The organism is Bacillus sp. SIMBA_074, from assembly GCF_046534555.1.
In the GTDB taxonomy this organism is placed as follows: domain Bacteria; phylum Bacillota; class Bacilli; order Bacillales; family Bacillaceae_G; genus Bacillus_A; species Bacillus_A mycoides.
Window position 1 is genome coordinate 31,818 of record NZ_JAWRYM010000015.1, and the last position, 25,328, is coordinate 57,145.

Sequence of the window (25,328 nt, forward strand, 5' to 3'; positions counted from 1 at the left end):
TATCTACTTTTTCACATGCAAAAACTTCACACATACCGGTTCTGGCGCACTTATTCCATCCTGTAAGAGCACTAATTTCCCCGTTAATTCATTTCTAGAGAATAAAGTCAATGTATTAGATTTTTCATTCGCAGCAATTAAAAATTTCCCTGTCGGATCTAAAGAAAAATCACGTGGCCAATCCCCTTCTGTCGATACTGTTTCAATAAAAGCGAGCTCTCCATTGTGCTCATTCACTCGGAAAACCGCGATACTATTATGTCCCCTATTTGCTGCGTAAACAAACTTGCCATCAGAAGAAATGTGAATTGCACTTCCGTAACTATCTTTTCTAAAATCTTCAGGTAATGTAGAAATGTATTGTTTTTCTTTAAAACTGCCACTCTTTGCATCATATTGAAGTACAATAATCTCTGAACTTAATTCTGTCATAACATATGCATACTGCCCACTTGGATGAAATATAAGATGCCTTGGACCACTACCATGTTTTACAGATAACCGTGTAACTTCTATTAGTTCTCCATCACTTTCTTTATATGTAATCACCTTGTCTATTCCTAAATCAACTGCTACTACATATTTTTCATCAGGAGTAAAATCCATATAATGAGCATGTGCCTTTTCTTGCCTTTCCTTATTTGGTCCTGACCCTTTATGTTCTACAATTACCGTAGCAGCATTTAAACTTCCATTATCCTTTTTCACTAAATAGGACTCTACTGTTCCTTTATGATAATTAGCTGCTACTACTATACTATTCTCCTGATTCACACTTACATAGCACGGCGATACCCCTTCTAAAACTTGCATGTTAATCGAATTTAGATTACCGGATTTATTATGAATGGAAAAACTAGCAATTCCACCTAACCCATTATCTTTCGCAACAGAATAAAGGTACTCGTTGTTATGACTAATCGTTACATATGTCGGACTTCCTATATGAGCTGCTAATTCAATCCCTTTAAGTTCTCCGATGTTCGTATCAAGTATAAATTTATAAATCCCCTTACTCTCTGCTTCGGTATATGTCCCTATATAACCATGAAACTGATTTTCACTCATAACATTTCCCCCTTTTACAAACGTCTTGTAACAAGTTTCACTTTGTATTTTTTACTATAGAAAAGAACCGAGTAGCACTTCATTACTACTTGGTTCTCTTTTTAAGCTTGTTCTTCAAATCGTCTTGCGATTTCTACAATTACTTGAACAGCTTTTTCCATAGTATCTACCGAAACATACTCAAATTTACCGTGATAGTTTTCACCACCAGTGAAAATATTTGGCGTTGGTAATCCCATATACGATAATTGTGATCCATCTGTTCCACCACGAATTGGATGGATGTTCGGTTCGATATTTAAACTTTTCATCGCTTCATATGCAATATCAACAATTTCTCGCACTGGTTCAATTTTTTCAAGCATGTTATAGTACTGATCATTCATCTCTAAAACAATCGCATCTTCACCGTACTTCTCTTGCATGTTTTTCACAATATCTTTAATGTTATTTTTACGCGCTTCAAAATGATTACGATCAAAATCTCGAATAATATAGTAAGCTTTACTTTGCTCGACATCACCATTTAAAGAGAGTAAATGATAAAACCCTTCATATCCCTCTGTATATTCTGGCGCCTCTTCTACTGGCAACTGTCTATCGAATTCCATAGCGAGTTTACTTGCGTTACGCATTTTGTTTTTCGCTGTTCCAGGATGTGTATTTGTCCCTCTAAAAGTTAATTTGGCGCTTGCAGCGTTAAAACTCTCATATTCTAAACCACCTAATGGACCTCCGTCCATCGTATAAGCAAACGATGCACCAAACGCTTCTACATCAAAATGAGCTGGCCCACGACCAATCTCTTCATCTGGTGTAAATGCTACTCTTATTTTTCCATGCTTAATTTGCGGATTATGTATTAAATAATTCATTGCGACCATGATTTCTGTAAGACCAGCTTTATCATCTGCTCCAAGAAGTGTTGTACCATCAGTTGTAATAATTGTATGTCCTTTATATGATGGTAATTCCGGGAACTGTTCAGGTGTTAACACAACATTTAATTCTTCATTTAACGTAATCGCATTACCATCAAAATTTTCATGAATTTGTGGTTTTACGTTTTTCCCTGTAAAATCTGTTGCTGTGTCTAAATGAGCTAAAAAGCCGATTACAGGAACATCCTTATCTGTATTAGCAGGCAGTGTTGCCATTACGTAACCATTTTCATCCATCGTCACTTCTGATAACCCAATCTCTTTCAACTCTTCCACTAATAACTTACCAAACTCAATTTGCCCTGGTGTTGTAGGCACTGTATGACTTTCTTCATTTGATTGTGTATCAATCTTTACATATCTCGTAAATCTTTCAATAAGTTCTTGTTTCAAATTCGTTCACTCCTTTTATAGTTCTCTCTCTATTATAATCCTTATAACGAAATATTTTAACTTTTTTGACTGTGGAAATATATATCCATTTACATTTTTAATAAATCATAAAAAGACATAATATTTGTACATTGAAATTCAAACATGTAATATACATCATTATATATTGGGAGGTTTTAAAGATGAGGCTAACTCTCTTTCGCTATTTTCTTTTTTTCCTAGGATTAATTTTTTTTGGACTTGGAAATGCTCTCGCAGTCAAAGTTAAATTCCTCGGTTTACACCCTTGGGAAGTTTTAAATATGGCTCTCTACCAACGGTTTGGGTGGACAATTGGTACTTGGAGTGTCATATGTGGATTATGTCTCGTTCTTATCTCTTTACTAGTAGATCGAAAATATATAAACGTGGGCACATTTTTAAATGCACTACTTATCGGTCCTATTATGGACTTTTTCTTACAATCAAAAATCCTTCCAAACGCTAGTGATTATTTATGGATAAACTTACTCATTTTATTTTCTGGTATTGCAATTACAGGAATTGGGGGCGGCATGTACGTTGCGGCTGGCATTGGTGCTGGACCCCGCGATGGATTCATGCTTACCATTTCTGACAAAACTGGGTTATCTATTAGCCGGGCTCGAATCATTGTAGAATGCTTTGTACTAGTCATTGGATTCATGCTAGGAGGTCCTGTTTTTATCGTAACTTTTCTATACACTTTTATTCAAAGTCCAATATTCCAGCATTCATTTAAGGTATTTCAAAAACTCTTACATACTTTAAATAACAAAAACAAAGAACGTATTAGTGAAAATATTTAAAACTCAACTTAATGCAAAAGAGTGTGTTTTAAAAGTAATTTTTAAAACACACTCCATATACCCCATTTCATTCTTCTCTCCATAATCTCTCTACATTCATTAATTGCTCGTCTTTAAATTCTAGCTTATATACGTCTGGTTTTGATGTATTCATTAAAAATTCAAGCCCATATTGGTTATCAAAATAGTTCATCATTAGTGTCATTACAAGCCCATGTGTACCAACTACAATTTTATGTCCTTGAAAATTCATTAATATTTCTTTTAACGCTCTCACTACTCTTCTCTGACAATCCGCATATGGCTCTCCATTTGTCAGTGCATATTCTGGATTAAAAAACATCTCCTTTACAAGTGGGTACACTTCCTTATCCGATATAATTTTATCTTCATTTGAAAACTTACACTCTTTAAGATTTTCATATACTAATATTTCTTTTTCATGGAGATTCGCTGACTTTTCTATCGTTAACATAGCCCTCTTATACGGACTTGAAATGAAAGTATCAATTCCCTCTGTTTCTAATATCTCAGTTACTCTTTGAGCATCTAAAATTCCCTTCTCAGTTAATCCACGTGTTCTTTCATCTCCTTCTAATTTTGGTGATTCACCATGCCTAACCATATAGATATATGTATTCATAATTCCTCCTTGAAAATATTTATAAGTTAATTACTTACTTTAATCTTTTCCGTATCAAAACTTGAATACAATCAAAATATTAATTTATTCTTTTTTTATGAACTTTGCTGAGCAGTTCGTCTAACCCACTCCGAAACTAAACTCTCAAATAATTCAGGCTGTTCGATTTGTAAATTATGTCCCGCCATATCTAATACCGCTAATGTTGCTCTTGGATAATCTTCAATGATTCCTACAATATCTTGATAACCTACCGATATATCTTGTCTTCCAGCTAATAAAAGAACAGGTTTCTCATATTTTTTATGCTGGAAGTCCAAAGTAAGAGAGTAATTCTTTTGTAATCTTTCAATAAACCCATCATTAGCAATATCTAGCCCAGGCTTAATTTCTTCTTTGAAACGCTTATATGTATACTCATTCGCAACCACTGCTAACTCACAAAATTCTTCCCTTTCGGTTGAAGTAAGCGTGTTTAAAAATTCTTCATCTCTTACAATTACCTGTTTATCTGGGAGAAGTCTTTTTCCTGGTTGCGCTACAACAACAGGACATACTAAGAATAATCCATTAACTTTATCAAACATCTTTGAAAGTATCCCGCTAGCTAAATATCCCCCGTAAGACTCTCCTACTAGTAAAAAATCTTTAGTTGGGATGATTTTCTCAATAAATGCAGTTAACAGTTCTAATATACAATCTGAACTATTTATCCAATCTGGGGCATTCGATTTTCCCATTCCAGGTAAATCAATATAAATTCGTTGATATCCTTTAGACTTCTGAAACACTGTTTCCATACATTTCTTCATTAATCTATGGTCAGGAGAACACCCATGTATGATAAGTACTGGCTTTCCTTCTCCAATGATTTCATAGTATACTTCTGCATCTCTAATCCGGCATATCATAAAAAAACCTCCCTATTTTTATATTCACCTTTAAAAACAACCCGCTCAAACTCAAAAGAATACATGTTCTCATTTTACATCTTTTCAGAAGTTAATTTCAAATCTTAATTTTCAGATTACAAACACAAAAAAGCTTCCCTATGAGTGTATCCCCTCCAAGGAAACTTTTTTATATTTTCTTTTACTCTATCAAAATTCGAAACTTCTCTAGCCTCATTCTTCTATTTTCATCAATACAATTCTCCAACTATCCGGATCTTCTATCGTTATCCCCTTTTCTTTCCAATACGGATTTTCTGGTTCTACTTCACCATACCCCATTGTATGCAGCCTTTTACTCACTTTTTTCATTTCACTATCTTCTCGCATGTAAAATACAAGTAAGTTATCTTTTGTTGGAGCTGGACATGGGCTCCCATCTATATATCTTGTAAATTCTAAATGATATTCTTCATCTGGTAGTCCAAACATGACGCCATCGTAACCTTCATGACCGTAAAATTCACCTATACGCTTTAAACCTAATCCTTTTTCATAGAATGCTATAACCTCTTCAAACTTATCTGTTGGACGTGCTATTCGAAACTTCACCCAATTTTTCATGCTTTTCCTCCCATACTAAAAACGTAATGAATGACTATATTTTATTGTATATACTTAAAACATTTTTGAAATCCCTCATTAGTATGAAAATAGATACATACAAAGGTGTTACTTACTAGCCTATAACAATCAAAAACTCACCTAGAAAGAAAATCCCATCATTTTATATGCAAATTTGCATCTCCACTTGCAAAGCACTAAAAAACCTTTAAAATATACTGGATGACTAAATATACAATTCCCATCTAAAATCTTGATACACTAAAAATCATTAAATCCAGTGTTTTTTCATTTTCAAGAATTATTGCACTCTTGTTTTTTTCCTTATAAGCATGCTTTTTATAAGGAAATCTGATACAATCCTTAAGTAATATTATTATGTATAGATATTACGAATATAGTACATATTTAAAGAAGGTGATCTTTTTGAAATTAAATAAAAATTTACAGCTATGTATATTAATCACAACATTAATATGCTATTCAATCTATTTTATGTTTTTCTTTCTGTTCCCTACTAATTTTTCAAATTTCAATGTACGCTTCGCTTCACTCATCGTTGAAGTCATTACATTTATATCGCTAATTTACTCTATATACTCTAAAAAAGTTAGTTCAAATCCTTTTTGGATATGTATTACAATTGCAATTGGTAGTTTTTTATTAGGAAAAGTAGTATATACGTATCAAGATACCTTTTTCGAACTTCCAATACATCATTTTACTATTTCTGATGTATTTTACATGTTTTTTCTATTCTTCTGCCTTATCGCTTTTTGCTATAAGATTTTAAAAGAATGCAATAAATGGGAAAAAGCTTTCTTTATTTGTGATATATGTATAGTACTTACTTCCATATTCACATTAGAATGGTATTTATTTAATCAGCCAAATTTAAATATATTCTCACTTTCACTCGGAGATATTTTCCTTTCATTTCTATATCCAATTGCAGATCTATTATTTCTTCTACTAGGTGTTAGTCTCTTTTTCCGCCCAACAATTTTTAAGTCCAAGCGGAAAATTTATATCTTTATTTTTGTATTGATTAGTTCTGCAACTTTTAACTATATTTATTTTTACTTAAATACCCATTTATCAACTGACACTATAACATTTTTACGTCTTTTATATAGAATACCTATATTGCTTATCGCAATAGCTGGGTCTATTTCAGAAGATGATAATAGCCATAAAAATTATTTCATTGTAAACCCTATACTAGGAAAGAAAGTTTTAGTCGTATTTCCCTATCTTGCTGTTGCAATACTAATCGGGTTTACGTTAAAAGAACAAACATCATCTTCAACTCTCATTACAGGAAATTGTATCGCTTTTGTTTTCGTACTTATTCGCCATTCTATTGTGCGTATGCAAAACGACACCCTAACAAAACGTTTACAAGTATTTAATGCTCAACTAGAAGAAAAAGTTACTTTAAGAACTTCTGATTTAGTCCATAAATCAGAGGCCCTATCTCAGAAACAACAAAAATTCAAATCATTATATGAATATCATCCTGATCCCATTTTTACGATTGATTTAAATGGAATATTCTTAAATGTAAATAAAGCAGGAAGCATACTACTTGGAGCACCAACGAACGAGTTACTTGGTGAGACATGTTTTTCTATTATTTTAGATGCAGATAAACATAAACTGATATCTGCATTAGAAAAAGTTAAACAACAAGAATCAGCATCCTTACAACTTAGTTCTCAATATAAAGATGGCTTTACTTATTTTTTATACGTTACCATCGTTCCTATTATGATAGATGGACAAATTTCAGGAAGCTATATTATGGTAAAGGATATTACCGCACTAAAAAAACAACAAGAAGAAATAAAATATTTAGCATTCCACGATACTGTAACGAAAATTGGGAACCGATCCTTTTTCCATAGGAAGTTAAGAAAATTTATAAAAAATGCTCAAACAACACAAAGTGAGTTTGCATTATTATATTTAGATTTAGATCGCTTTAAAGTAATTAACGATACACTTGGACATTCGTCAGGTGATTACATATTAGAAGAAGTAGCAAAACGTTTCCAATCATGTCTTCCATCACATACTCATCTGTCAAGAATCGGTGGTGATGAGTTTACAATCTTAATTGAAAACTATACTGACGAAGATTCCTTATTCGAGTTATGTAACCAATTATTTGAAAGCATGGAAAAGCCGTTTGTCATACATGAGCATAAATTAACTTTATCACTGAGTATCGGTATCTCCATTTATCCACATTCCGGAATCGATACCGCTACACTTCTGAAAAATGCTAATGTTGCAATGTATGATGCAAAGGCAAAAGAGCTTAACTCTGTCTCTATTTATGACGATGTAATCGCTAAAAAAATCGAAAGACGATTACGATTAGAAAAAGATTTACCAAACGCAATACAAAATGAAGAATTGTTCCTTTTGTATCAACCTCAAGTTGATAGTGAATCTAATAAAATTATCGGTGCAGAAGCTTTAATCAGGTGGAATCATCCTGAATTAGGTGTTACTTCTCCATACGAGTTTATTCCGATTGCAGAAGAAACACTACAAATTATTCCAATAGGAAAATGGACATTACAGCAGGCTTGTGAGCAAATGAAACGTTGGCACGCACTCGGATATTCGCATTTAAAAATAGGGGTAAATTTATCTGCTAAAGAATTTGAACAAGAAGGCTTTGTAAAATCTATTTCTTCTACTTTAGCAACTACAGGCTTACCAGCAAGTTCCCTTGATCTAGAATTAACAGAACGAATTGCAATGATGGATGAGAGAGAAACATTGATAAAACTGCGTACACTAAAAAGTTTAGGGATTCACATTTCAATCGACGACTTTGGTACAGGCTATTCTTCCCTAGCCTACTTACCTTTATATCCAATCGATACGTTAAAAATCCCAAGAGAATTTATTACAATGTCTGAAACGTGTGAAGATGGAATGGAAATCATTAAAACAATCATCACATTAGCAAATACATTAGGAATGTCTGTCATTGCTGAAGGCGTAGAAACGAAAGAACACGTAAATTTCCTTCAAAAAAATAAATGTCAGTTTATTCAAGGTTACTATTACAGTAAACCTATTTATGCCAATGCATTTACTAAGCTGTTAGAAAACGGTATTCGTCCATAGTAAATCAAAATGCATATAACTCTATACGGAATGTAATCGTTATAGGTAATAATGAATTTGAACAACTATAGTAAAAAGGAAAGAAAATAATTTCTTTCCTTTTTTTATTATTTAACTACTTCATTTATTAAATCTATTAATTGATGAATTCCCTCATCATTTGTTTTCTTATATCCATTCATGTTTTGAATATATCTCTCCTTATTTACATACAACTTATTTACCACATCTGTAAATGTACTGGTGCTTATTCTATCTTGAAGTAATACTTCCGCATATCCTTGCCTAGAAAAATAGTCAGCATTTAAAACTTGATCCCCTCTACTGGAACCATCAGTTAACGGAATAAGCAACATCGGTTTCTTCAAAAATAACAATTCAGAAATAGCAGTAGAACCAGCCCTGGAAACTACAACACTTGCCATATTCAGTATATGTGGCAACTCTTCCCCTATATATTCAAATTGCATATAACCTTCCATTCCGATAGAAGGATCCACCTTCCCTTTACCACACATATGAACAATATTAAAACTTAATAATAATGTATCTAAACTTTTCCTTACCATATCATTTATCCACTTAGCACCTTGACTCCCACCCATTATTAACAATACCGGTTTATCTTGCTGAAATTCACAATACCTTCTTCCTCGTAATACGTTACCTCTCTCAATTTCTTCCCTTACAATTGGTCCTACATAAACCTTTTTCTCATTACTTACATTCTTCCCTGTATGAGGGAATGTTGTGCATAGTTTTGTAGCAAAAGGTAATGCTATTTTATTTGCAAGTCCTAACGTGCTATCTGGTTCACGTATTACGATAGGTACACTATTTAACCATGCCCCTATTACTACAGGAACTGAAACAAATCCTCCTGCCGAAAAGATAACGTCAGGCTTTATTTTCTTAATTAATTTATAACTTTGTAAGCAGCCTTTTATAATTTTAAAAGGATCTTTAAAGTTCTCCCAATCCCAATATCTCCGGAGCTTCCCCGTTGAAATACTATTGTACTTAACATTTTGAACTAATACTTTTTCAATTCCATTTTGAGATCCAATATACTCAACTCCCCATCCTTTTTCCATAAATTTAGGAATCAATACCATATTAATCATTACGTGTCCGGCTGTACCGCCCCCAGTAAAGAGAATCGTTTTATTCATAGCTTATATCCCACCTTTATCATTAAAAGTCTAGCTTTATAGTAATCTTTCAAATGTACATTAACTTACTATGATTTATATAAATCTTTAACTCCAGACCTATGTCTTGCAAAAGATCTTTGATGAGTTCATAAAAATCATTTCCATACTCACTACATTCATACTGAGTAAAGACTTGGATTACAGGCCTAGTTCCTGTATATATTGTTTTGGGGTTTCGATTAACCTTTTCCACATATGCTCGACATGTATTTATCGCCTCATAGATGCGCAAAACATGTTCTTCTTCATCTTTCCAATCCAGCGTATCAACAATCGAAAGCGATAGCATATTTTGATTATTTATAGTCTCATAACAATTCATATATTTCTTACATCCTTTTATATTTTTCATTAAATGCAGATGTCACTACACTTCGCATACTCAAGTACATCTTTTAATGATTGCTGAAATGGGATTTCTGGAACCCAACCTAACTTTTTTATATCCTCTAATACTAAACTTTCATTTGAGCCGCTCTCACTATTCTCTGTTTCTTTTATAGTAAAATTCAACTGTGTTAATCCTTTATATTGTTCCAATACATCTAATAAAGAGCGTTTTACTCCTGATCCAATATTATATTGTTTTCCATTTATACCATCACGTAATAACACATGATACGCTTTAACTGCATCACGTACATCTAGAAAGTCTCTACTATCTTTCAAACTGTTTACTTCAATAATCGCCTTACTTCTACCCGATTCTATATCTATCATTTTTTTTGCGAGAATTGAACAAACACCATTCGATACTCCTGGACCAATTAAATTTGAGGGCTTTGCAATGATAATATTTGAATCCATTAATCCGCCCCAAGCCTCCGCAATAATGACTTGCATAGTTTTACTTAAACTATATGGATTTGAAACTTTTATGTTTTTCATACTATCTGCTTGCAATGCAGATCCTATAACTAATGTTTTACAATGCGAGGCTTCCTGCTTAATGGCTTCTAATAAATATAAAGTCCCTATTACGTTAATCTCTATATATTCCAGAGAAGCTGTCCAAGACTCATTAACTGAGTTTCTTCCTGCTAAATGCAATACATAGTCTGGTTTTATTTGTTTAATTACCTTCATTACTTCACTCTTATTTGTTAAATCACAAGTAATACCATTTTCGATTTTTTCTCTATGTGAACGATTTTGAAACATAGGAATTACATGAAAGCCCTGCTCTAAAAAATATTGGCAAGCATGACGTCCTGTGAAGCCATTTGCACCAGTTATTAAAAGGCTCGCATTTCTTTTCATCGTAAAAACCCTCCTTTTTCTAACATTTGTTTCACCTCATGTTTTGTAAGTAAGTCTTGTTGAGAACTAAAACTCTTCACATCCACAAGCGGATAACTAGCATAATATTCTTGAAGCCCTTCTATAGGAATAGTCGGTAGTACCACAAAATAATTTTGATCAAAACTAATACTTGTTTTACTCTCTACCTCAGATAAAAGCATTTCACTTAATTTTTCACCAGGTCTTATCCCTACCTCTTTTATCTTCACGTTTTCTTTTTTCGAATCTTCAATCAATATTCTTGCTAAATCCGTTATTTTACATGCTGGCATTTTCATAACAAAGATTTCTCCTCCTCTTCCTTCACATGCTGCTTTAAATAACAATCCAACAGCATCTTCAATGGTTAAGAAAAATCTAGTCATATTTGCATCGGTAATCCCTACTTTTGAAGATTGCTTAATTTGCTTTTTAAAAAGCGGTACCACACTTCCACTCGTTCCTAAAACATTTCCGCCACGAACACAAATGAATTTTGTTTTCTTCGTTTGCACATTCGCATGAACCATTAATTTTTCACCAATTGCTTTTGTCATCCCATACGTATTTGATGGATCGGCCGCTTTATCAGTTGAAACATATATAACTTTCTCAACTTGATTCTGGATAGATGCTTCAATTACATTTTGCGTACCATGTATATTTGTTTTTATAGCTTCATAAGGATAATATTCACATACTGGAACATGCTTTAAAGCTGCAAGATGAAATACATAATGTACACCTTGGCAAGCATATACTAGTTGCTCTTTATCACGAATATCTCCAATAATAAATTTCAATCTCTCTTCATTTATAAACTGTTGCTGCATTTCAAACTGAACCGTTTCATTCCTTGAAAAAACTCTAATTTCTTTCGGTGATTTTTCTAATAGTTGTTTTATAAGTTCATGTCCCCACGAACCTGTACCACCAGTAATTAAAATTATTTTATTAAGCATTCCTTTTCCTCCTACCATACATTTCAATTCAAATTGTATTTATTAAGGTTATTGAATTATTTTCAATTGATTCAAATCATAATCGTCGTTTGTTACATTTAATTGACAAAATAAAAAAACAGAAACTATTTTTTAATAGTTTCTGTTTTTCATTTCACTTCTTAGCAATTAGATTTTCTTTATACTGTTTGAATGATAACTATATTACTGGTTTAAAAAACACCGCTCATTTATTTCTTATACTCGTAATAAAATAAAGTGAAACTTTAATTAGTGGGGATTTTGTCCATCCCCCACTGATTATTAGTTGAATCAATCGGGCTTTTACGAGCAGCCCCACCCTCACCTAACTTCTTTGCTTTAGCCGACTTTTGAGATGGGAGTCTTACTGCTCGTTAATAGCGGGATAAATGGAATGATTCATAACCAATACCACATTTAAACTCATAGAAAAGGGAGGTAATGGAATGTACCAAAGCAATTCAAACAATACGTCTAAAGAATTCTCAAAAGCACTCCCTCTCTCCCTATTCGACGTGAAAAACGAGTTACAACAAAAAAGCGATCTCATCTCTTCTGTTACCATATATAAATTAACGAAAGAAGAGCAACTTATCATCGATAAAATTAAAGCTCAGACAAAAGAACTAAATAAAAATAACGTCACAAGAACACGTGCATACTACCAATTTTACATTCAATATCCAGAAATACATTGGGCACTACTTGGGCATATCGTATCACGTAACGGTGGCTGGAATATGACAGATTTAAAGGGAGATTTATATACGAGGCTTTTATCCGAGAAAGATCAAATTACATTTTTCTCTTTTTTAGAAAGAGGAAATTGGCTCATTTTCCAAGATGTATATCCTCAATTTTTACTATATGAGCAAAGTGTAAAAAAATCAAAAAAGCTATTTCACCTTCTCACTCACTTAAATGTTTCTACATTTATGGAAACAATGTGGAACCATTTTTGGAAAACAGGTAACAAAAAAACATTAGCGATCGCAACTATTGTTAATGAACAAAACTACTTAGAAAAAAGAGTTATTCAAAATGCACACTTTAAAAAGACTGTATTAAATAGTATTGGATTTAAACTCTTTGATTTTTTTCAGTTTAATCATATCCTTTTCCCATTTTACGAAAATGATAAAAAGCAAAAAGTATTACTATTTGGTGATACAATGAAACATTTCACTTCTTTGCATGAACGAATTTCACTTGGAAAACGGTTGTATTCATTGTTATTTCGGGATACACATATTTTATCTCAAATAATAAACTGGGTCCATCACCATCCACATACAGGCTCAAGAAAAGATTACTGGCCTCATTTATTTTCTAGTGTAAATGAATCTTTTTCGCGTGAGTTTTATAAACGCCGAATAAAGAAATGCCAGTTACGTAGTGACGCGTATCGTATATACAGCCCTGCACTCATCTATGCATGGCGGGATATGAAACATGAAGACGTTGAAAATGAAGATTGGTTTAACGATTGGCAAGTTGTAAATTATTTAGTTGATAAGGAGGAAAATATAAATGGACAAATTACAGAAGACTACTGCAAAACACTCGAAAAAATTGAACTCGCAATTCTCGCAAAGAAAAATGTCCTCCTTCGAGAAGAAGAATGATTTTTTAGCATTATTAGTTACAGTCTTACTTTCTTCTATTATTGGAACTTGTTTAGATGCTTTCTTTGTGCATACACAAATATATTCCTTTCCAGTTAGACCTTTCTCATCTATATTTTCAGTTAACATAGGCTTTACGTTGTTTGTGCTACCAATTTTAACAATCATTTTCATACAAATTTCAAAAACATTATCTGCAGTTTCTAGAACTCTATTTATTATTTTAATAGGGCTTTGTGCTAGTATTTTTGAACAAGTTGCTGAGAGGTTAGGTTTATTTGTACATAACGGGAATTGGCATCATACTTATTCTTTATTTGGATATATCATTTTCTTTTCTCTTATTTGGAAATTATATACTTGGATGCAAAAATAAAGAGACCGTTATAATAACGGTCTCTCCTTAAGCATAATCTTCAGTTACTGCTACTGAACGACTTTGAAGGCTTTTTGATCGCAAACGATATGCAACTACTTTCTTCTTATATTGCTTTACTACATCAACGTGTTCCTCGTAGCTATATATAGAAAATCTAATCTCTCTTTTTCCTTTCTTCGTCTCCATGACTATCGGTGTACCATTCCCTTGCGGCGGAAAATAATGTTTATCTAAAAATAAAGCCTCGTTAAATTCATGAATAACTTGCAGTTTCATTTCTCCTTCTATACTTTCCCCATCTACCGTTACAGTAGTATTTTCCTCATCAAGTTTTTGGTGTAACTCAAATCTACTAATAATTGATTCTACAACAGAAGTTGGCATACTAGAAACTAGTACTTTAAGAGCACCAAAAATAAATAATGTAACTATAAACCATGTTGTCATTTTAATCATCTCCATTACGCTCTAAAATGAGTAGTGTTATACTCCTTATTACGATTCATTAATTTTCAAAATAAAAATTTCACTCCATAAGGTACTAATATACTAATAAGTATCCCTGTTACAATCATCGTTACCGAACCGATAGTTGCCTCTTTCTCTCCTTCTTTCACTAGACGGCTCACACCAATAATATGTGATGCGCAGCCCATCCCCACTCCTTTTCCAATCGTACTTGTTATACGGAAAAACTTAAGTACTGTCGGTCCGATAATAGCACCTGTTATTCCTGCAACAACTACAAAACTAGAAGTCATAGATGGAATGCCACCAATTTGATCCGCTAATGAAATGGCAATAGGCATTGTCGCTAATTGTGGTAAAGTTGTTAATATAAGTTCCTTATCTATATTTAAAATTCCACCAATCACTATATTCATACTCGTTAAAGCCACTATACCTATCACTACGCCGATTAGTATCGCTAAAAAGTTTTTCATAAGTATCTTTCGCTCTTTAAATAGAGGTATGGCTAACGCTACAATTGCAGGACTCAAAAAACCTGAAAGAATGTCTCCCCCATTTTCCTTATACTCATGATGAGAAATACCAAATATCAAAAATAAGCAAATCATAATTGCTGTAACTGTTAATACCGGTAACGTAAATGGAAACGTAAATTTTTTATATAACTTTGTCGCCAATAAATAAATTACTACAGTAATAATAATTAAGACCATTTGAATCGTGCACCTTGTCGATTTTATTTTTTTGATGTTACTAATAATTGACTTACATACCCTGAAACAATCAATGTTACTACCGTACTTGCAATTACTAAAAGGAATATAACACTCTCCTTACTTAAAAGAAAAGATCCATATTCCATTAATCCTGTTGTCGAAGGAATTAGAAATAACGGTAAAAATACTATTAACTTTTCTGCCCCTACCTCAAACCACTTTAATGGAAAAATACGAGTAGAAAGGAGTAGAAACAATATTAACATCCCTATTAAACTTCCTGGCATCGACAGATGGAATACTCCTTGAATCCACGTACCAGCTAAGCTAAACACATATAGCACGCCTACTTGAAGTAAAAGCGTCACGTACTTCATTTCTTTCCCTCATTTCCATATTACGCTTCGCTATTATGAAATCTCATTTAATGTTTCCGCAAACCTTGTAACTCCAAGCTGAATTTGTTCTACATTCGCTCTGCCAAAAGTAAATCGGATATATTCACTTTTCGAACCTAGGACGCTTCCTGGGACAAATGCTACACCATTTTGTATAGATTCACCTAGTAAATGATATTCATCAAACGTTCCTTGCACTTTGCACCATAAATGTATTCCGCCCTCAGGAACAAAAAATTCAATCTGGTCCCCTAATATTTCTTCAAGCTTTCTAATTAACTCATCTCTTCTTTGTTTCAGTTGTCCACGGAGCATCGTAATATGCGTATGAAAATCCTCAGATTCTAAAAATTGGTTCGCTATCCACTGTGTAAATACACTATGACCGAAATCAACTTGCTGCTTCGCATCTGCCAATCTCTCAATTACGCGCGTGGGGCCAATTACCCAACCAATACGTAATCCTGATGCAACAATTTTTGATAATGAGCTCACATAAAGAACATTCCCATTTTGATCCATCGATTTCAATGTTGGATTCACTTCTCCATTAAAAGAAGTCAAACTATACGGATCATCTTCTACAATCGGTATACCAAATTCAGAAGATAGTTCTAAAACCTTTTTACGTCTTGCCAATGAAAGTACCGTTCCAGTTGGATTTTGATAATCCGGATTTAAAAACACCATACGAATGCGATGCTTTTTGTGCAAATCGATTAAGTCATCTGGATTCATACCATGCTGATCAACTGGTAAACGGAATATTTTTAAACCTGCTGATTTAAACATCGGAAGTGAATAACAATAGGAGGGATCCTCAATTGCAATCGCATCTCCAGGCTTTAACAAACATTGAACGATAAGATTAAGTGCTTGCTGAGCTCCAGATGTAATAAGAATAGAGCTTGAATCTGCTTCTATTTGTTTATATTGCTCGACATGTGCCGCAATGGTTTTTCGCAACATTTCATTTCCAAGCGGATGGTCATAACCGAGATTTCCCATAAATGTTTTCTCCGACAAAATTGTTCGAAATCTATCACTCGGAATTAAATCTGATGACAATTCACCACTCGCTAAATTGATTAAATCATCTTTTTGTGTTTCCGTTCGAATTTGTTGAACAAGTGGTACATTAGGTAAGAACGATCCATCCTCAACGTACCTACCCCAGTTCGGTATTCGTTTATGTGACACACCCCATATATCTGTATTCACCCGAGTGCCGCTTCCTTTTTTCCGTTCTACTACCCCAAGTGATTTCAATTCCTCATAAGCAGCTACGACCGTACTCCGGTTCACTTGTAAATTCTGTGCTAACATACGCTCGGAAGGTAATTTTCTATCAGAAGGGAATTCACCGGTAGAAATGCCTCTTTCAATGTAATCAGCAATTTGTTTATAAACTGGTATCTTATCTTCACGATTCGGTTGCCATTCCATTTAGTTCCCTCCTCTCCAAGCTGGTGTCCTGAACTCATTAATAACAGTATTCACTGCAAAAATGGTATTAATCAAGCGCATGATTTAAAAATGCCTCTACCGTCACATTAAAGCTAGTAGGCTGTTCTAAATAAGGCAAGTGCCCACTATTTTTCAACTCAACGAAAGTCACGTTTCTCAGGTGTTTTTCAAATTCTCTCACATACTTTTCCGGAACAAAATAATCATTCTCTCCTCGTATTATTAATGCAGGACATGCAATGTTAGAGAGGTATGGTCTTTGATCGTAATCAACTAATTCAGCGAATAGCCTTTGAATATGCGTCGGATGAATCGTTTGTAGGGATTGATGAAATCCTCGGACAATTGCATCATTATCTTCTACTCCCATTGCTCTCAATAACGTATCAGCCCAAGTTTTCCCTTTATCCTGCAAGCTAAGTAAATCATATACTTCAAGTCGTTCTTTACGATCTGCCGGTTCTAAATAGGGAAATGCATTTACAACAATTAAGCTAGAAACAAAACGTGGATATTGAATAGCAAAATCGATACCCACTCTAGCTCCTTTTGAAAGACCACAAATTGTTACTGATTTTAGCTTTAAATGATTACATAACTCATATAAAACATTTGAATATTCTTTAAAACTAATTTCCATCCCTTCGGATTTCCCATGCCCAGGTAAATCGAGTGAGATTACGGTCCATGTCTTCTTGAAGTATTTTCTTTGATATAACCAATTATTCGAATTTCCTCCAAGACCGTGTAAAAACAATATGACAGGACCCGATCCTTCTATATTGTAAAAAATCTTTCGATTCTTATATTCAAAATACATATTCATCACCTTCAGATGTAGCATCACATATTTTTATCTTTGAATGAATATATCCAAAACGGTTCTCTTTCTAACCACTCAACTGTGCCTGAAATACCGTCTTCATACTCCCTTTGCAGCTCATCCACTTTAGTTGTAAATTGTGATGCATGTGCTCGTAATGCTTCCAATTTTTTCGGAACATATTTTTTCACTTCATTTTTAAAATCTGGAGGTCCTATTTCGTCTTCATGATTTTTCGAAAAAGCTACAGCATAAAAGGCTGGTCGTTTACTTTCCGAAATATTAGCTAAGGCCTCTACTACTGCTTCCCCTGTTGCATCGTGATCCGGATGAACTGCATACCCAGGATAGAAAGAAATAACTACAGAAGGATCCAATTCTTCAATACAGTTTTGAATCAAGCTTCTTAATTTTCCAGGCTCTTCAAATTCAAGAGTTTTATCACGATATCCCATCATACGTAAATCTTCAATCCCTAAAATATTTGTAGCTCGCTTTAACTCTTTCTCTCTAATTGTATATAAAGATTCACGAGTTGCAAAAGGTGGATTCCCCATCGCTCTCCCCATTTCACCAAGTGTTAAGCAAACATAAGTAAGAGGGACTTTCTGCTCAGTATAAGCCAAAATTGTTCCAGCCACGCAATACGACTCATCATCCGGATGCGGGAAAACAACTAAAACGTGGCGCTCATTTTTCATCAATATATTAACTCCTTCATCATATACAAACTTTATAAAATAACGACCGCATACCAAGTAACTCCTACAAGAAGCACTAAAAGAAGAATGACATAGATAGCGGATAAGTTTTTCACATTCCTCTTTGTAGACTTACCATAATTCTCCTCTACATTTCGTGCGACTAGTACGGTCCCAAACAGTGATACAACTACAATAATAACAACTAGTGAAATCGCAAAACTCATTGTCTTCCACCTCTCTAAGGCCAGTCTATTTTAAAGCATGAATAAAATACTACCTTTCTTCTCTTATCATAATAGAAGTTTGTAAAAAACGGACCAACCACTTTTGTGTTTTTTTGCTCATCCACTTTAAAAATAAAAAGCAACTGCTCACTTAGGACCAGTTGCTTTTTTTACAAGGCTACTTATATTCATTTTCAATTAAAATTAATTCGATTTAAAAGTTTGGTCTTTTCATAATGAAACATTGATTGAGATAGCTCGAAAATTGTTCCATTTACAAGATAAACTGTATTTTCAATAAGAAGCGCTGGATCACCTTCATTTAGTTCTAAAAGCTTTGCATTTTCTTTATTTATTTTTTCACAACTAATAACTTTATCGGCAAAGCCAATATTTAATCGTAAATCCTCAATGAAATAACTGTATACAGAACTTAATGCTATTTCTTCATTCAAATAAGGAATGATATCTTTTTTGAAATAACTTACTTCAATAGAGAATGGTTTACCGTCTACAATTCTTAAACGCTTCAAAAAATATAGTCTAGTTCCAATCTCACATTGCATCCGTTCTACTATCTCTTCATTTGCCTCTATTACTTCAATCTCTAGCACTTTCGTTTCAATATTTTGTGAAACGAGATTTTTCGTTAATCCACGTAAACTTCCTAAATTAATGTAATCTGTTACAGAAGTTTCACGTAAAAACATACCACTACCTTGCACTTGAAAAATATAACCTCTATTCACAAGTTGACTAATTACTTTACGTATCGTATTACGGCTTACTTCAAATCGATTCATCAACGCTTCTTCTGTAGGTAATTTTTTCGTTTCATTAAAAAGCCCATCTCGAATGTTTTGCTCTAACACATCTGCAATTTGTTTATACTTTGCACTCATACACTTTCTCCTAAAATACTCTTTTATCTGTTATAACTCTTCTCCTCTCGTTTCGATCACATGTTTATACCAATGAAACGAAAGTTTCTTCTTACGTTTTAAGTTATCATTATGATCGACAAAAATAAAGCCATATTGCTTTTTATATCCATTTAACCAACTTAATAAATCAATAACTGACCATGCATAATAACCTTTTAAATTAATTCCCTCTTGAATTGCACGCTTCATTACTTTTAAATGCTCTTCAATAAATTTAATTCTCGGAACATCTACAATTTCTCCGTCAATGATTGGATCTTCATCACCAAGTCCATTTTCCGTTACATACATCTTTATGTCGCCGTAACGTGCTTTCAACATATGTAATCCATCTAAGAAACCTTCGGGAGATATTTCCCATCCCCATTTTGTATATGTTTTATCATCCATTTTAACTGTTCGATAAAAACCATCAAAAGAAGGATTACCTGGAGCAAGTGTTGAGTTTTCTCGAGAATGTTCTTCATTCTTTAGATCCATATCGTATCTTTCCACTCGTATCGGTTGATAATAATTCAAGCCAATAAAATCATTTTTCCCGGCATTTTGTTTAATGATTTCTAATTCTTCACCCGTCCAATTAGGAGTCCATCCTTTTTCCTTTAATTGCTGTACAACATAAGACGGATACTCACCTTTTAAAACTGGATCGTAGTACCAATGCGTTTCATATTCATTCGCATGATTTGCTGCTAGTATATTTTCTTTTTGATCATCCACACTATAAGCAGGTAAGAAAACATGTGTAATCCCTATCTCCCCATACTGTTTCAGCTGCTTGTACACCGCAACTGTTTTCGCATGCGCATAAAATACATAATGAGTCGCTTGAAAATACTTTGGAACATCATTTTGTATTCCTGGTGGATGTGCACCTTTTAAATAGCCTAATCCACAAAACATTACTGTTTCATTGAAAGTAATCCAATGTTTCACTCTATCACCAAATGCCTTAAAGCAAATTTCTGCATACTTTACAAAAGCCTCTGCTGTTCGTTTATTCGTCCACCCACCATCTTTTTCTAACGGTAATGGTAGATCCCAATGATATAAAGTGGCAAACGGTACAATCCCGTACTTTAAACATTCATCAATTAAATTGTTATAAAATTCAATTCCTTTTTCATTTACCTCTCCATCTCCAGTCGGCAATATTCTCGCCCAAGAAATCGAAAAACGATACGATTCCAATCCCATCTCAGCCATTAAACGAACATCTTCCTTATATCGATGATAATGATCAACCGCTACATCACCATTTGTTCCATCGTATGTTTTGCCAGGAATTTTTGAAAACTCATCCCAATTCGTAACACCTTTTCCACCCTCATTCCATGCACCTTCTACTTGATAAGAAGCTGAAGCAGCTCCGAATAAAAAATCATGTGGAAACTTCATAGTATATACCTCCGTTTCGTTAGAATAAATCAAATTCATTATCACATATTTAATTTATAGGCACAAATTTTATATGTAGTAATTATAGCTTAAGTTTCGATTTTTTTCTATCATGAACGTACGATATGTAAAACTATATTTGATGTTAATTTTTAGAAAACAAAAAAGAAGCGATGTATTTCATCGCTTCTTACTATGACAATCTTTACTCTTTTACAAGTGACTTATTCGCTCTTATAACTTCTTCATAAAGTATTGGGGACCATTTTTCATTTATATAATCTTGAATTACCCAGCCCACTCTCGTAGGATTCTTTTGCTTCATATAGTTTGCAATTTCAGGATTTATGTAGGACGCATAATAATATGGACTATTCCATGCTGTACCACCAGAAGACAAGCTTGTAAAATTAATATATAGATGATTACAATCTTCACTGTTGTTAATCGTTTCATTTATCGTATCTTTAATAGATTTTACTTTCTCATCATAACTCACTTTATATTTATCTTGTACTGTTACATTTACATTTTGATTTACAGTTGTCGTAAACGTCTCATTATCTGGCCAATAAAAATTATTATATCCTCCAGATTCATTACTACCACTGTATCTTTTTAGTAGCACAATTTTTCCTCGAGCATCTCCAAGTCTTATATTCCCTTCTGTTTTTAAAAAGATAGGATCAGGAAAATAATTTTTTTCAAACGTACTACTAAATGAATCTTCTGCCCCTTTCATATCCTCATACTCTTTTTTTAAAGACATAATAATCGTTTCACTTGGATTATCTTTTAAAAATTGTTTCGCTTCATTTATAAATTCATGCAATGTTACATAAAGATATAATGGCCCATGATGAAGAACTATCGTATTATCATCTGTTAAACGCCCTCTAATATCAAAAATTCTAGCTCCGTGATCCATTTGGTAACGAAAATTATATTCTTGCGTCATTCCCCATACTTGCTTTATCGGATTTTGCAACTTGAACGTTCCACTATCATGTGTTCCTGGAATTGAAATTCGTGCTAACGGTACGTTATCGGGTATAGGTTGCATCCATTTTGACCAGTTTTCAAGCCCATTACCAGCGCTAGCAGCAACTGCTTGCTTATCATTGAAAGCAAATACAAATGTGCTAAGTATAGTACTACATATGAATAATTTCAAAATAAACTTCTTATTGCTCATTTTTATCCCTCTCTTTTTCTGTTTTATATCAAACTTATTGAATATAATATAAGCTACTTAATAAATAATGTTTCATAAATATGGAATATTGCATAGAAGTAAAATTTAAAAACATCCACATATTCTCATCTCAATGCATTAAAAAATTTAATATCCCTTTTCACTAGATAAATTATAGTAAGCAACAACTCGAACTTCAATGGGCTTTCATATGCAATATTTCATATTTGGGTCCTACATGATATAAATAAAAAACTTATAATGATTATTTATTCTATACGTGCTAATATACTTATATTAAAATATAAATACATATCTTATATACTCTGAACTACATTACTCAACAGTTAAAACTTAATTTTTTATTGGGAGGATTTACAATGAAATTATTAAAAATAAAACATATAATTCCTTTATCTGCGGCAGCAATTACATTCGTATGTAATCAAGGTGTAGCTGAGGCTTCCACCATTCATACAGTAAAAAAGAATGATACACTTTGGGGTATCAGTAAACAATATGGAGTTTCAATACAATCTATTAAACAAGCAAATAATAAAGGAAAAGATCAAACTTTTATTGGTGAACAGTTACATATTCCAGGATCCATGAAATCAAATGAGGTCACTGTTCATCAAAACGACAAACCTAAGAACATCTCTGGACAAATTATTTATCAAGTACAGCCGGGAGATTCATTAGAAATTATAGCAAAGCGTTACAACGTTACCGTTCAATCTATAAAACAAATTAACAATACAGTCGGAAACAAGCTTTATACAGGAAAACATTTAAAAATCAATTCAAGTATTTCAGAAAAAGAAAAAGACTTAATGGCACGCTTAGTTACTGCTGAGGCAGGTGGCGAATCATATAAAGGAAAAGTAGCGGTGGCGAAAGTTATCTTGAATCGTGTAAATGCAAATGGTTTTCCAAATACAATAACAGGTGTTATTTATGAACCTATTAAACGCGGATATGCATTTACTCCTGTTACCGATGGTAGAATTAATCAGCCTGCAAGCGCAGAAGCAAAAATGGCAGTAGAAGAGGCTATCTCTACAAATGGAATACATTCTGATTGGCTTTATTTTTATAATCCAAAAACTTCAACAAACAAATGGATTACGACACGTCAAACAGTAGCGGTAATCGGTAACCACGTCTTCGCTAAATAAAACTATAATTCTCTTCAAATTTATGCACTTAACAACTATTTCCAATGATTAGCAGACCTCTTTACTTAAAAGGTCTGTTTTTTTTATATGTAAGATTTTATTAATCATATGACATAGTGATTATTTAAAACTATTTCTTCCTTCAAATAAAAACATTTGTAATTACTCCACCCCTCGGAGAAATTACAAAAGCATCAAGTTCAAAAACTCCCTCTTTATTAATAAAAGCTATTTCTTAACTTCATAAAAGTGTTATACACTAAGAAAATAAAAAACAAACTATTCGTTAGCAGGTGAAAGAATATGTATGATGTTACAATTATCGGAGCTGGAGTAAGTAGCATCTTTATGGCTTATTCATTAGCCCAAAGTAACAAAAAGATTTTAATTCTTGATAAAGGTAAAGCGCTAAAAGATCGCCATTGTCCTTTAGACCAAGGAAAATTGTGTAATTGTACTACATGTGATAAATATTTCGGATTTGGTGGTTTAGGAAAATCTGAAGGGAAATTTAATTATACAAATGGATTTGGTGGCGAACTTGAGCAAAAAGTAGGTAAAAAAGCTTTTATACAACTCATGGCTGAAGTAGATGAAATTCTATGTCAGTTTGGCGGAAGTTCGGTTTCAAAATATTCTACAGAAAATCTAAATCTCACTAAGAGAGCTGAAGCGTGTGGTTTACAAATGCTCACAACAGAAGTAAGGCATCTTGGCACTACACTTTCAAGTAACATTTTTCAGCAGCTCTACGAATTTTTACTTACGAAAATAAATATCCGATTTCATATAGATGTAGAGCATATCATAAGGCAGAAAGATCATTTTAGAATAGCTACAAATCAAGGGATAGTTCAATCTAAGCAACTCGTATTTGCAACAGGACGTTCCGGGGCTGATTGGTTAAAAGAAATGTGCTCTTCCCTTGAAATTGCACAGGAACAAACTCGTGTAGATTTAGGTATTAGAGTAGAGATGAAAGAACATCAATTACGTTCTATATTAAAAGATACATTTGAGACGAAACTTTCTTATGAGCATGAACATTTCACGGCTACTACTTACTGTATGAATCCAAAAGGACGCATTATTCGAAAGTACGAAGAAGGTTTAGTTATGCCTGACGGTCAAAATTTTCGAGAGCAAGGAACTGGCACTTCTAACTTAAATTTCACTTTATTTATCCCACGCTATTTTCCAACTCTCAAAGAAGCAAATGTATACGCAAGTTCAATTATTAAAAGCATTAACCAAGGACGAGATCGGATTGTTATACAGCGTTTAGAGGACTTAATAAAGAAACAACCTACAGCGGAGAACAACATGAAACATAATCGTATACAGCCTACACTACACGGAGATTATGGAGATTTGAATGAAGAAATTCCTCAATTATATATTGAAGGACTCAAAAAATTTTTATTACGTTTAGAACAATTTATCCAAGAACCTATCGATAAAGATACTTTATTATATGGAATTGATGGAAAGTTCTATGCTCCTACAATAAAAATCAATAACCACTTTGAAACAAGTATGAATGGGCTATTTTTAATTGGAGATTGTTCAGGCGTCACTCACTCATTATCTCAAGCAGCTGCAAGTGGTCTGTATGTTGGAAAATATTTATCAGGTATTTAAACTTTTTAATTAAGATGCCAGTCAAATGTTTTAAGTTTCACCAACACTTTACTTATCTAATAATAGCTTTAACGAAATTATTATCCCTCCCCCGCTGATGATTAAGCCACAAAGAATCAGGATTTTACGGGATATATTGAAAACACATGAAAAA

Annotated in this window: 25 protein-coding genes; 6 read left to right on the forward strand and 19 right to left on the reverse strand. The window is 33.2% G+C overall.

Annotation, left to right across the window (positions count from 1 at the left end):
- Positions 1-3 precede the first annotated feature (3 nt).
- Together SB773_RS17220 and pepT are read right to left on the reverse strand one after the other, a co-directional pair.
- A complete protein-coding gene (locus SB773_RS17220) occupies positions 4-1,068 on the reverse strand; it encodes a lactonase family protein (protein WP_410591081.1) in 1,065 nt (354 codons plus the stop codon).
- Between the two features lie 101 nt (positions 1,069-1,169).
- Positions 1,170-2,402 (reverse strand): peptidase T, encoded by a 1,233-nt coding sequence (gene pepT / locus SB773_RS17225; RefSeq protein WP_113735703.1) that lies wholly within the window; start codon positions 2,400-2,402, stop codon positions 1,170-1,172.
- 182 nt (positions 2,403-2,584) lie between these two features.
- Here pepT and SB773_RS17230 point away from each other — a divergent pair, with 182 nt between their 5' ends.
- Positions 2,585-3,229: a YczE/YyaS/YitT family protein gene (locus SB773_RS17230; RefSeq protein WP_002014649.1), complete on the forward strand. Its 645-nt coding sequence runs from the start codon at positions 2,585-2,587 to the stop codon at positions 3,227-3,229.
- 67 nt (positions 3,230-3,296) lie between these two features.
- Here SB773_RS17230 and SB773_RS17235 read toward each other — a convergent pair whose 3' ends face one another.
- The 3 genes from SB773_RS17235 to SB773_RS17245 all read right to left on the reverse strand — a co-directional run bounded on the left by SB773_RS17235 (position 3,297) and on the right by SB773_RS17245 (position 5,386).
- Positions 3,297-3,872, reverse strand: coding sequence for a histidine phosphatase family protein (locus SB773_RS17235; protein ID WP_131246446.1), 576 nt, complete (start codon positions 3,870-3,872; stop codon positions 3,297-3,299).
- 95 nt (positions 3,873-3,967) lie between these two features.
- Positions 3,968-4,783, reverse strand: a complete 816-nt coding sequence (locus tag SB773_RS17240) for an alpha/beta fold hydrolase (protein WP_410591084.1) — start codon at positions 4,781-4,783, stop codon at positions 3,968-3,970.
- A 213-nt stretch (positions 4,784-4,996) separates the two neighbouring features.
- On the reverse strand, positions 4,997-5,386 hold the full coding sequence (locus SB773_RS17245; RefSeq protein ID WP_410591086.1) for a VOC family protein: 390 nt from the start codon (positions 5,384-5,386) through the stop codon (positions 4,997-4,999).
- A gap of 426 nt (positions 5,387-5,812) precedes the next feature.
- Here SB773_RS17245 and SB773_RS17250 point away from each other — a divergent pair, with 426 nt between their 5' ends.
- Positions 5,813-8,533 carry a putative bifunctional diguanylate cyclase/phosphodiesterase gene (locus tag SB773_RS17250; RefSeq protein WP_410591088.1) on the forward strand — a complete coding sequence of 907 codons (2,721 nt, stop codon included), beginning with the start codon at positions 5,813-5,815 and terminating at the stop codon, positions 8,531-8,533.
- A 107-nt stretch (positions 8,534-8,640) separates the two neighbouring features.
- On the opposite strand, the gene SB773_RS17255 is transcribed toward SB773_RS17250, so the two are convergent.
- The 4 genes from SB773_RS17255 to SB773_RS17270 are packed head-to-tail and all read right to left on the reverse strand — an operon-like array spanning position 8,641 to position 11,990.
- Entirely contained in the window at positions 8,641-9,705 is a 1,065-nt protein-coding gene (locus SB773_RS17255) for an undecaprenyldiphospho-muramoylpentapeptide beta-N-acetylglucosaminyltransferase (protein WP_088034626.1), read from the reverse strand.
- A 49-nt stretch (positions 9,706-9,754) separates the two neighbouring features.
- On the reverse strand, positions 9,755-10,099 hold the full coding sequence (locus tag SB773_RS17260; protein WP_170935245.1) for a DUF6572 domain-containing protein: 345 nt from the start codon (positions 10,097-10,099) through the stop codon (positions 9,755-9,757).
- Positions 10,099-11,007 (reverse strand): SDR family oxidoreductase, encoded by a 909-nt coding sequence (locus SB773_RS17265; protein WP_002128673.1) that lies wholly within the window; start codon positions 11,005-11,007, stop codon positions 10,099-10,101. The genes SB773_RS17260 and SB773_RS17265 overlap by 1 nt, the downstream gene beginning before the upstream one ends.
- The gene (locus tag SB773_RS17270; protein ID WP_410591091.1) at positions 11,004-11,990 is read right to left on the reverse strand and encodes a UDP-N-acetylglucosamine 4,6-dehydratase family protein; all 987 of its coding nucleotides are present in this window, start codon (positions 11,988-11,990) and stop codon (positions 11,004-11,006) included. Before SB773_RS17270 ends, SB773_RS17265 begins: the two co-directional genes overlap by 4 nt.
- A 467-nt stretch (positions 11,991-12,457) precedes the next feature.
- On the opposite strand from SB773_RS17270, the gene SB773_RS17275 reads away from it, so the two are divergent.
- Both SB773_RS17275 and SB773_RS17280 read left to right on the forward strand, forming a co-directional pair.
- Complete coding sequence (locus tag SB773_RS17275) at positions 12,458-13,636, forward strand: DUF2515 domain-containing protein (protein WP_410591093.1); 1,179 nt, start codon at positions 12,458-12,460, stop codon at positions 13,634-13,636.
- Positions 13,611-14,012 (forward strand): CBO0543 family protein, encoded by a 402-nt coding sequence (locus SB773_RS17280; RefSeq protein WP_016100783.1) that lies wholly within the window; start codon positions 13,611-13,613, stop codon positions 14,010-14,012. The genes SB773_RS17275 and SB773_RS17280 overlap by 26 nt, the downstream gene beginning before the upstream one ends.
- 27 nt (positions 14,013-14,039) lie before the next feature.
- Here the strand turns inward: SB773_RS17280 and SB773_RS17285 are convergent, their stop codons facing one another.
- From SB773_RS17285 to SB773_RS17330, 10 genes are all read right to left on the reverse strand, one after another.
- Positions 14,040-14,462 carry a YfmQ family protein gene (locus tag SB773_RS17285; RefSeq protein WP_002088014.1) on the reverse strand — a complete coding sequence of 141 codons (423 nt, stop codon included), beginning with the start codon at positions 14,460-14,462 and terminating at the stop codon, positions 14,040-14,042.
- A gap of 65 nt (positions 14,463-14,527) precedes the next feature.
- Positions 14,528-15,199, reverse strand: a complete 672-nt coding sequence (locus SB773_RS17290) for an LrgB family protein (protein WP_016100781.1) — start codon at positions 15,197-15,199, stop codon at positions 14,528-14,530.
- Between the two features lie 23 nt (positions 15,200-15,222).
- On the reverse strand, positions 15,223-15,579 hold the full coding sequence (locus SB773_RS17295; protein WP_410591096.1) for a CidA/LrgA family holin-like protein: 357 nt from the start codon (positions 15,577-15,579) through the stop codon (positions 15,223-15,225).
- 33 nt (positions 15,580-15,612) lie between these two features.
- Complete coding sequence (gene pdxR / locus SB773_RS17300; protein ID WP_410591098.1) at positions 15,613-17,046, reverse strand: MocR-like pyridoxine biosynthesis transcription factor PdxR; 1,434 nt, start codon at positions 17,044-17,046, stop codon at positions 15,613-15,615.
- Between the two features lie 67 nt (positions 17,047-17,113).
- Complete coding sequence (locus tag SB773_RS17305; RefSeq protein WP_002142829.1) at positions 17,114-17,911, reverse strand: alpha/beta fold hydrolase; 798 nt, start codon at positions 17,909-17,911, stop codon at positions 17,114-17,116.
- Positions 17,911-18,591, reverse strand: coding sequence for a bacillithiol biosynthesis deacetylase BshB2 (bshB2, locus tag SB773_RS17310; RefSeq protein WP_410591132.1), 681 nt, complete (start codon positions 18,589-18,591; stop codon positions 17,911-17,913). The genes SB773_RS17305 and bshB2 overlap by 1 nt, the downstream gene beginning before the upstream one ends.
- A gap of 32 nt (positions 18,592-18,623) precedes the next feature.
- Entirely contained in the window at positions 18,624-18,818 is a 195-nt protein-coding gene (locus SB773_RS17315; protein ID WP_002033711.1) for a hypothetical protein, read from the reverse strand.
- Positions 18,819-19,012: 194 nt separating this feature from the next.
- Positions 19,013-19,720, reverse strand: coding sequence for a GntR family transcriptional regulator (locus tag SB773_RS17320; RefSeq protein ID WP_002033710.1), 708 nt, complete (start codon positions 19,718-19,720; stop codon positions 19,013-19,015).
- A gap of 30 nt (positions 19,721-19,750) precedes the next feature.
- Positions 19,751-21,160, reverse strand: a complete 1,410-nt coding sequence (locus SB773_RS17325) for a glycoside hydrolase family 1 protein (protein ID WP_410591102.1) — start codon at positions 21,158-21,160, stop codon at positions 19,751-19,753.
- Between the two features lie 205 nt (positions 21,161-21,365).
- Positions 21,366-22,355 (reverse strand): phosphatidylinositol-specific phospholipase C, encoded by a 990-nt coding sequence (locus tag SB773_RS17330; protein WP_241875711.1) that lies wholly within the window; start codon positions 22,353-22,355, stop codon positions 21,366-21,368.
- A 380-nt stretch (positions 22,356-22,735) separates the two neighbouring features.
- On the opposite strand from SB773_RS17330, the gene SB773_RS17335 reads away from it, so the two are divergent.
- Both SB773_RS17335 and SB773_RS17340 read left to right on the forward strand, forming a co-directional pair.
- Positions 22,736-23,533, forward strand: coding sequence for a cell wall hydrolase (locus SB773_RS17335; RefSeq protein WP_410591105.1), 798 nt, complete (start codon positions 22,736-22,738; stop codon positions 23,531-23,533).
- A gap of 303 nt (positions 23,534-23,836) precedes the next feature.
- Positions 23,837-25,174: an NAD(P)/FAD-dependent oxidoreductase gene (locus tag SB773_RS17340; protein WP_410591107.1), complete on the forward strand. Its 1,338-nt coding sequence runs from the start codon at positions 23,837-23,839 to the stop codon at positions 25,172-25,174.
- Positions 25,175-25,328 lie beyond the last annotated feature (154 nt).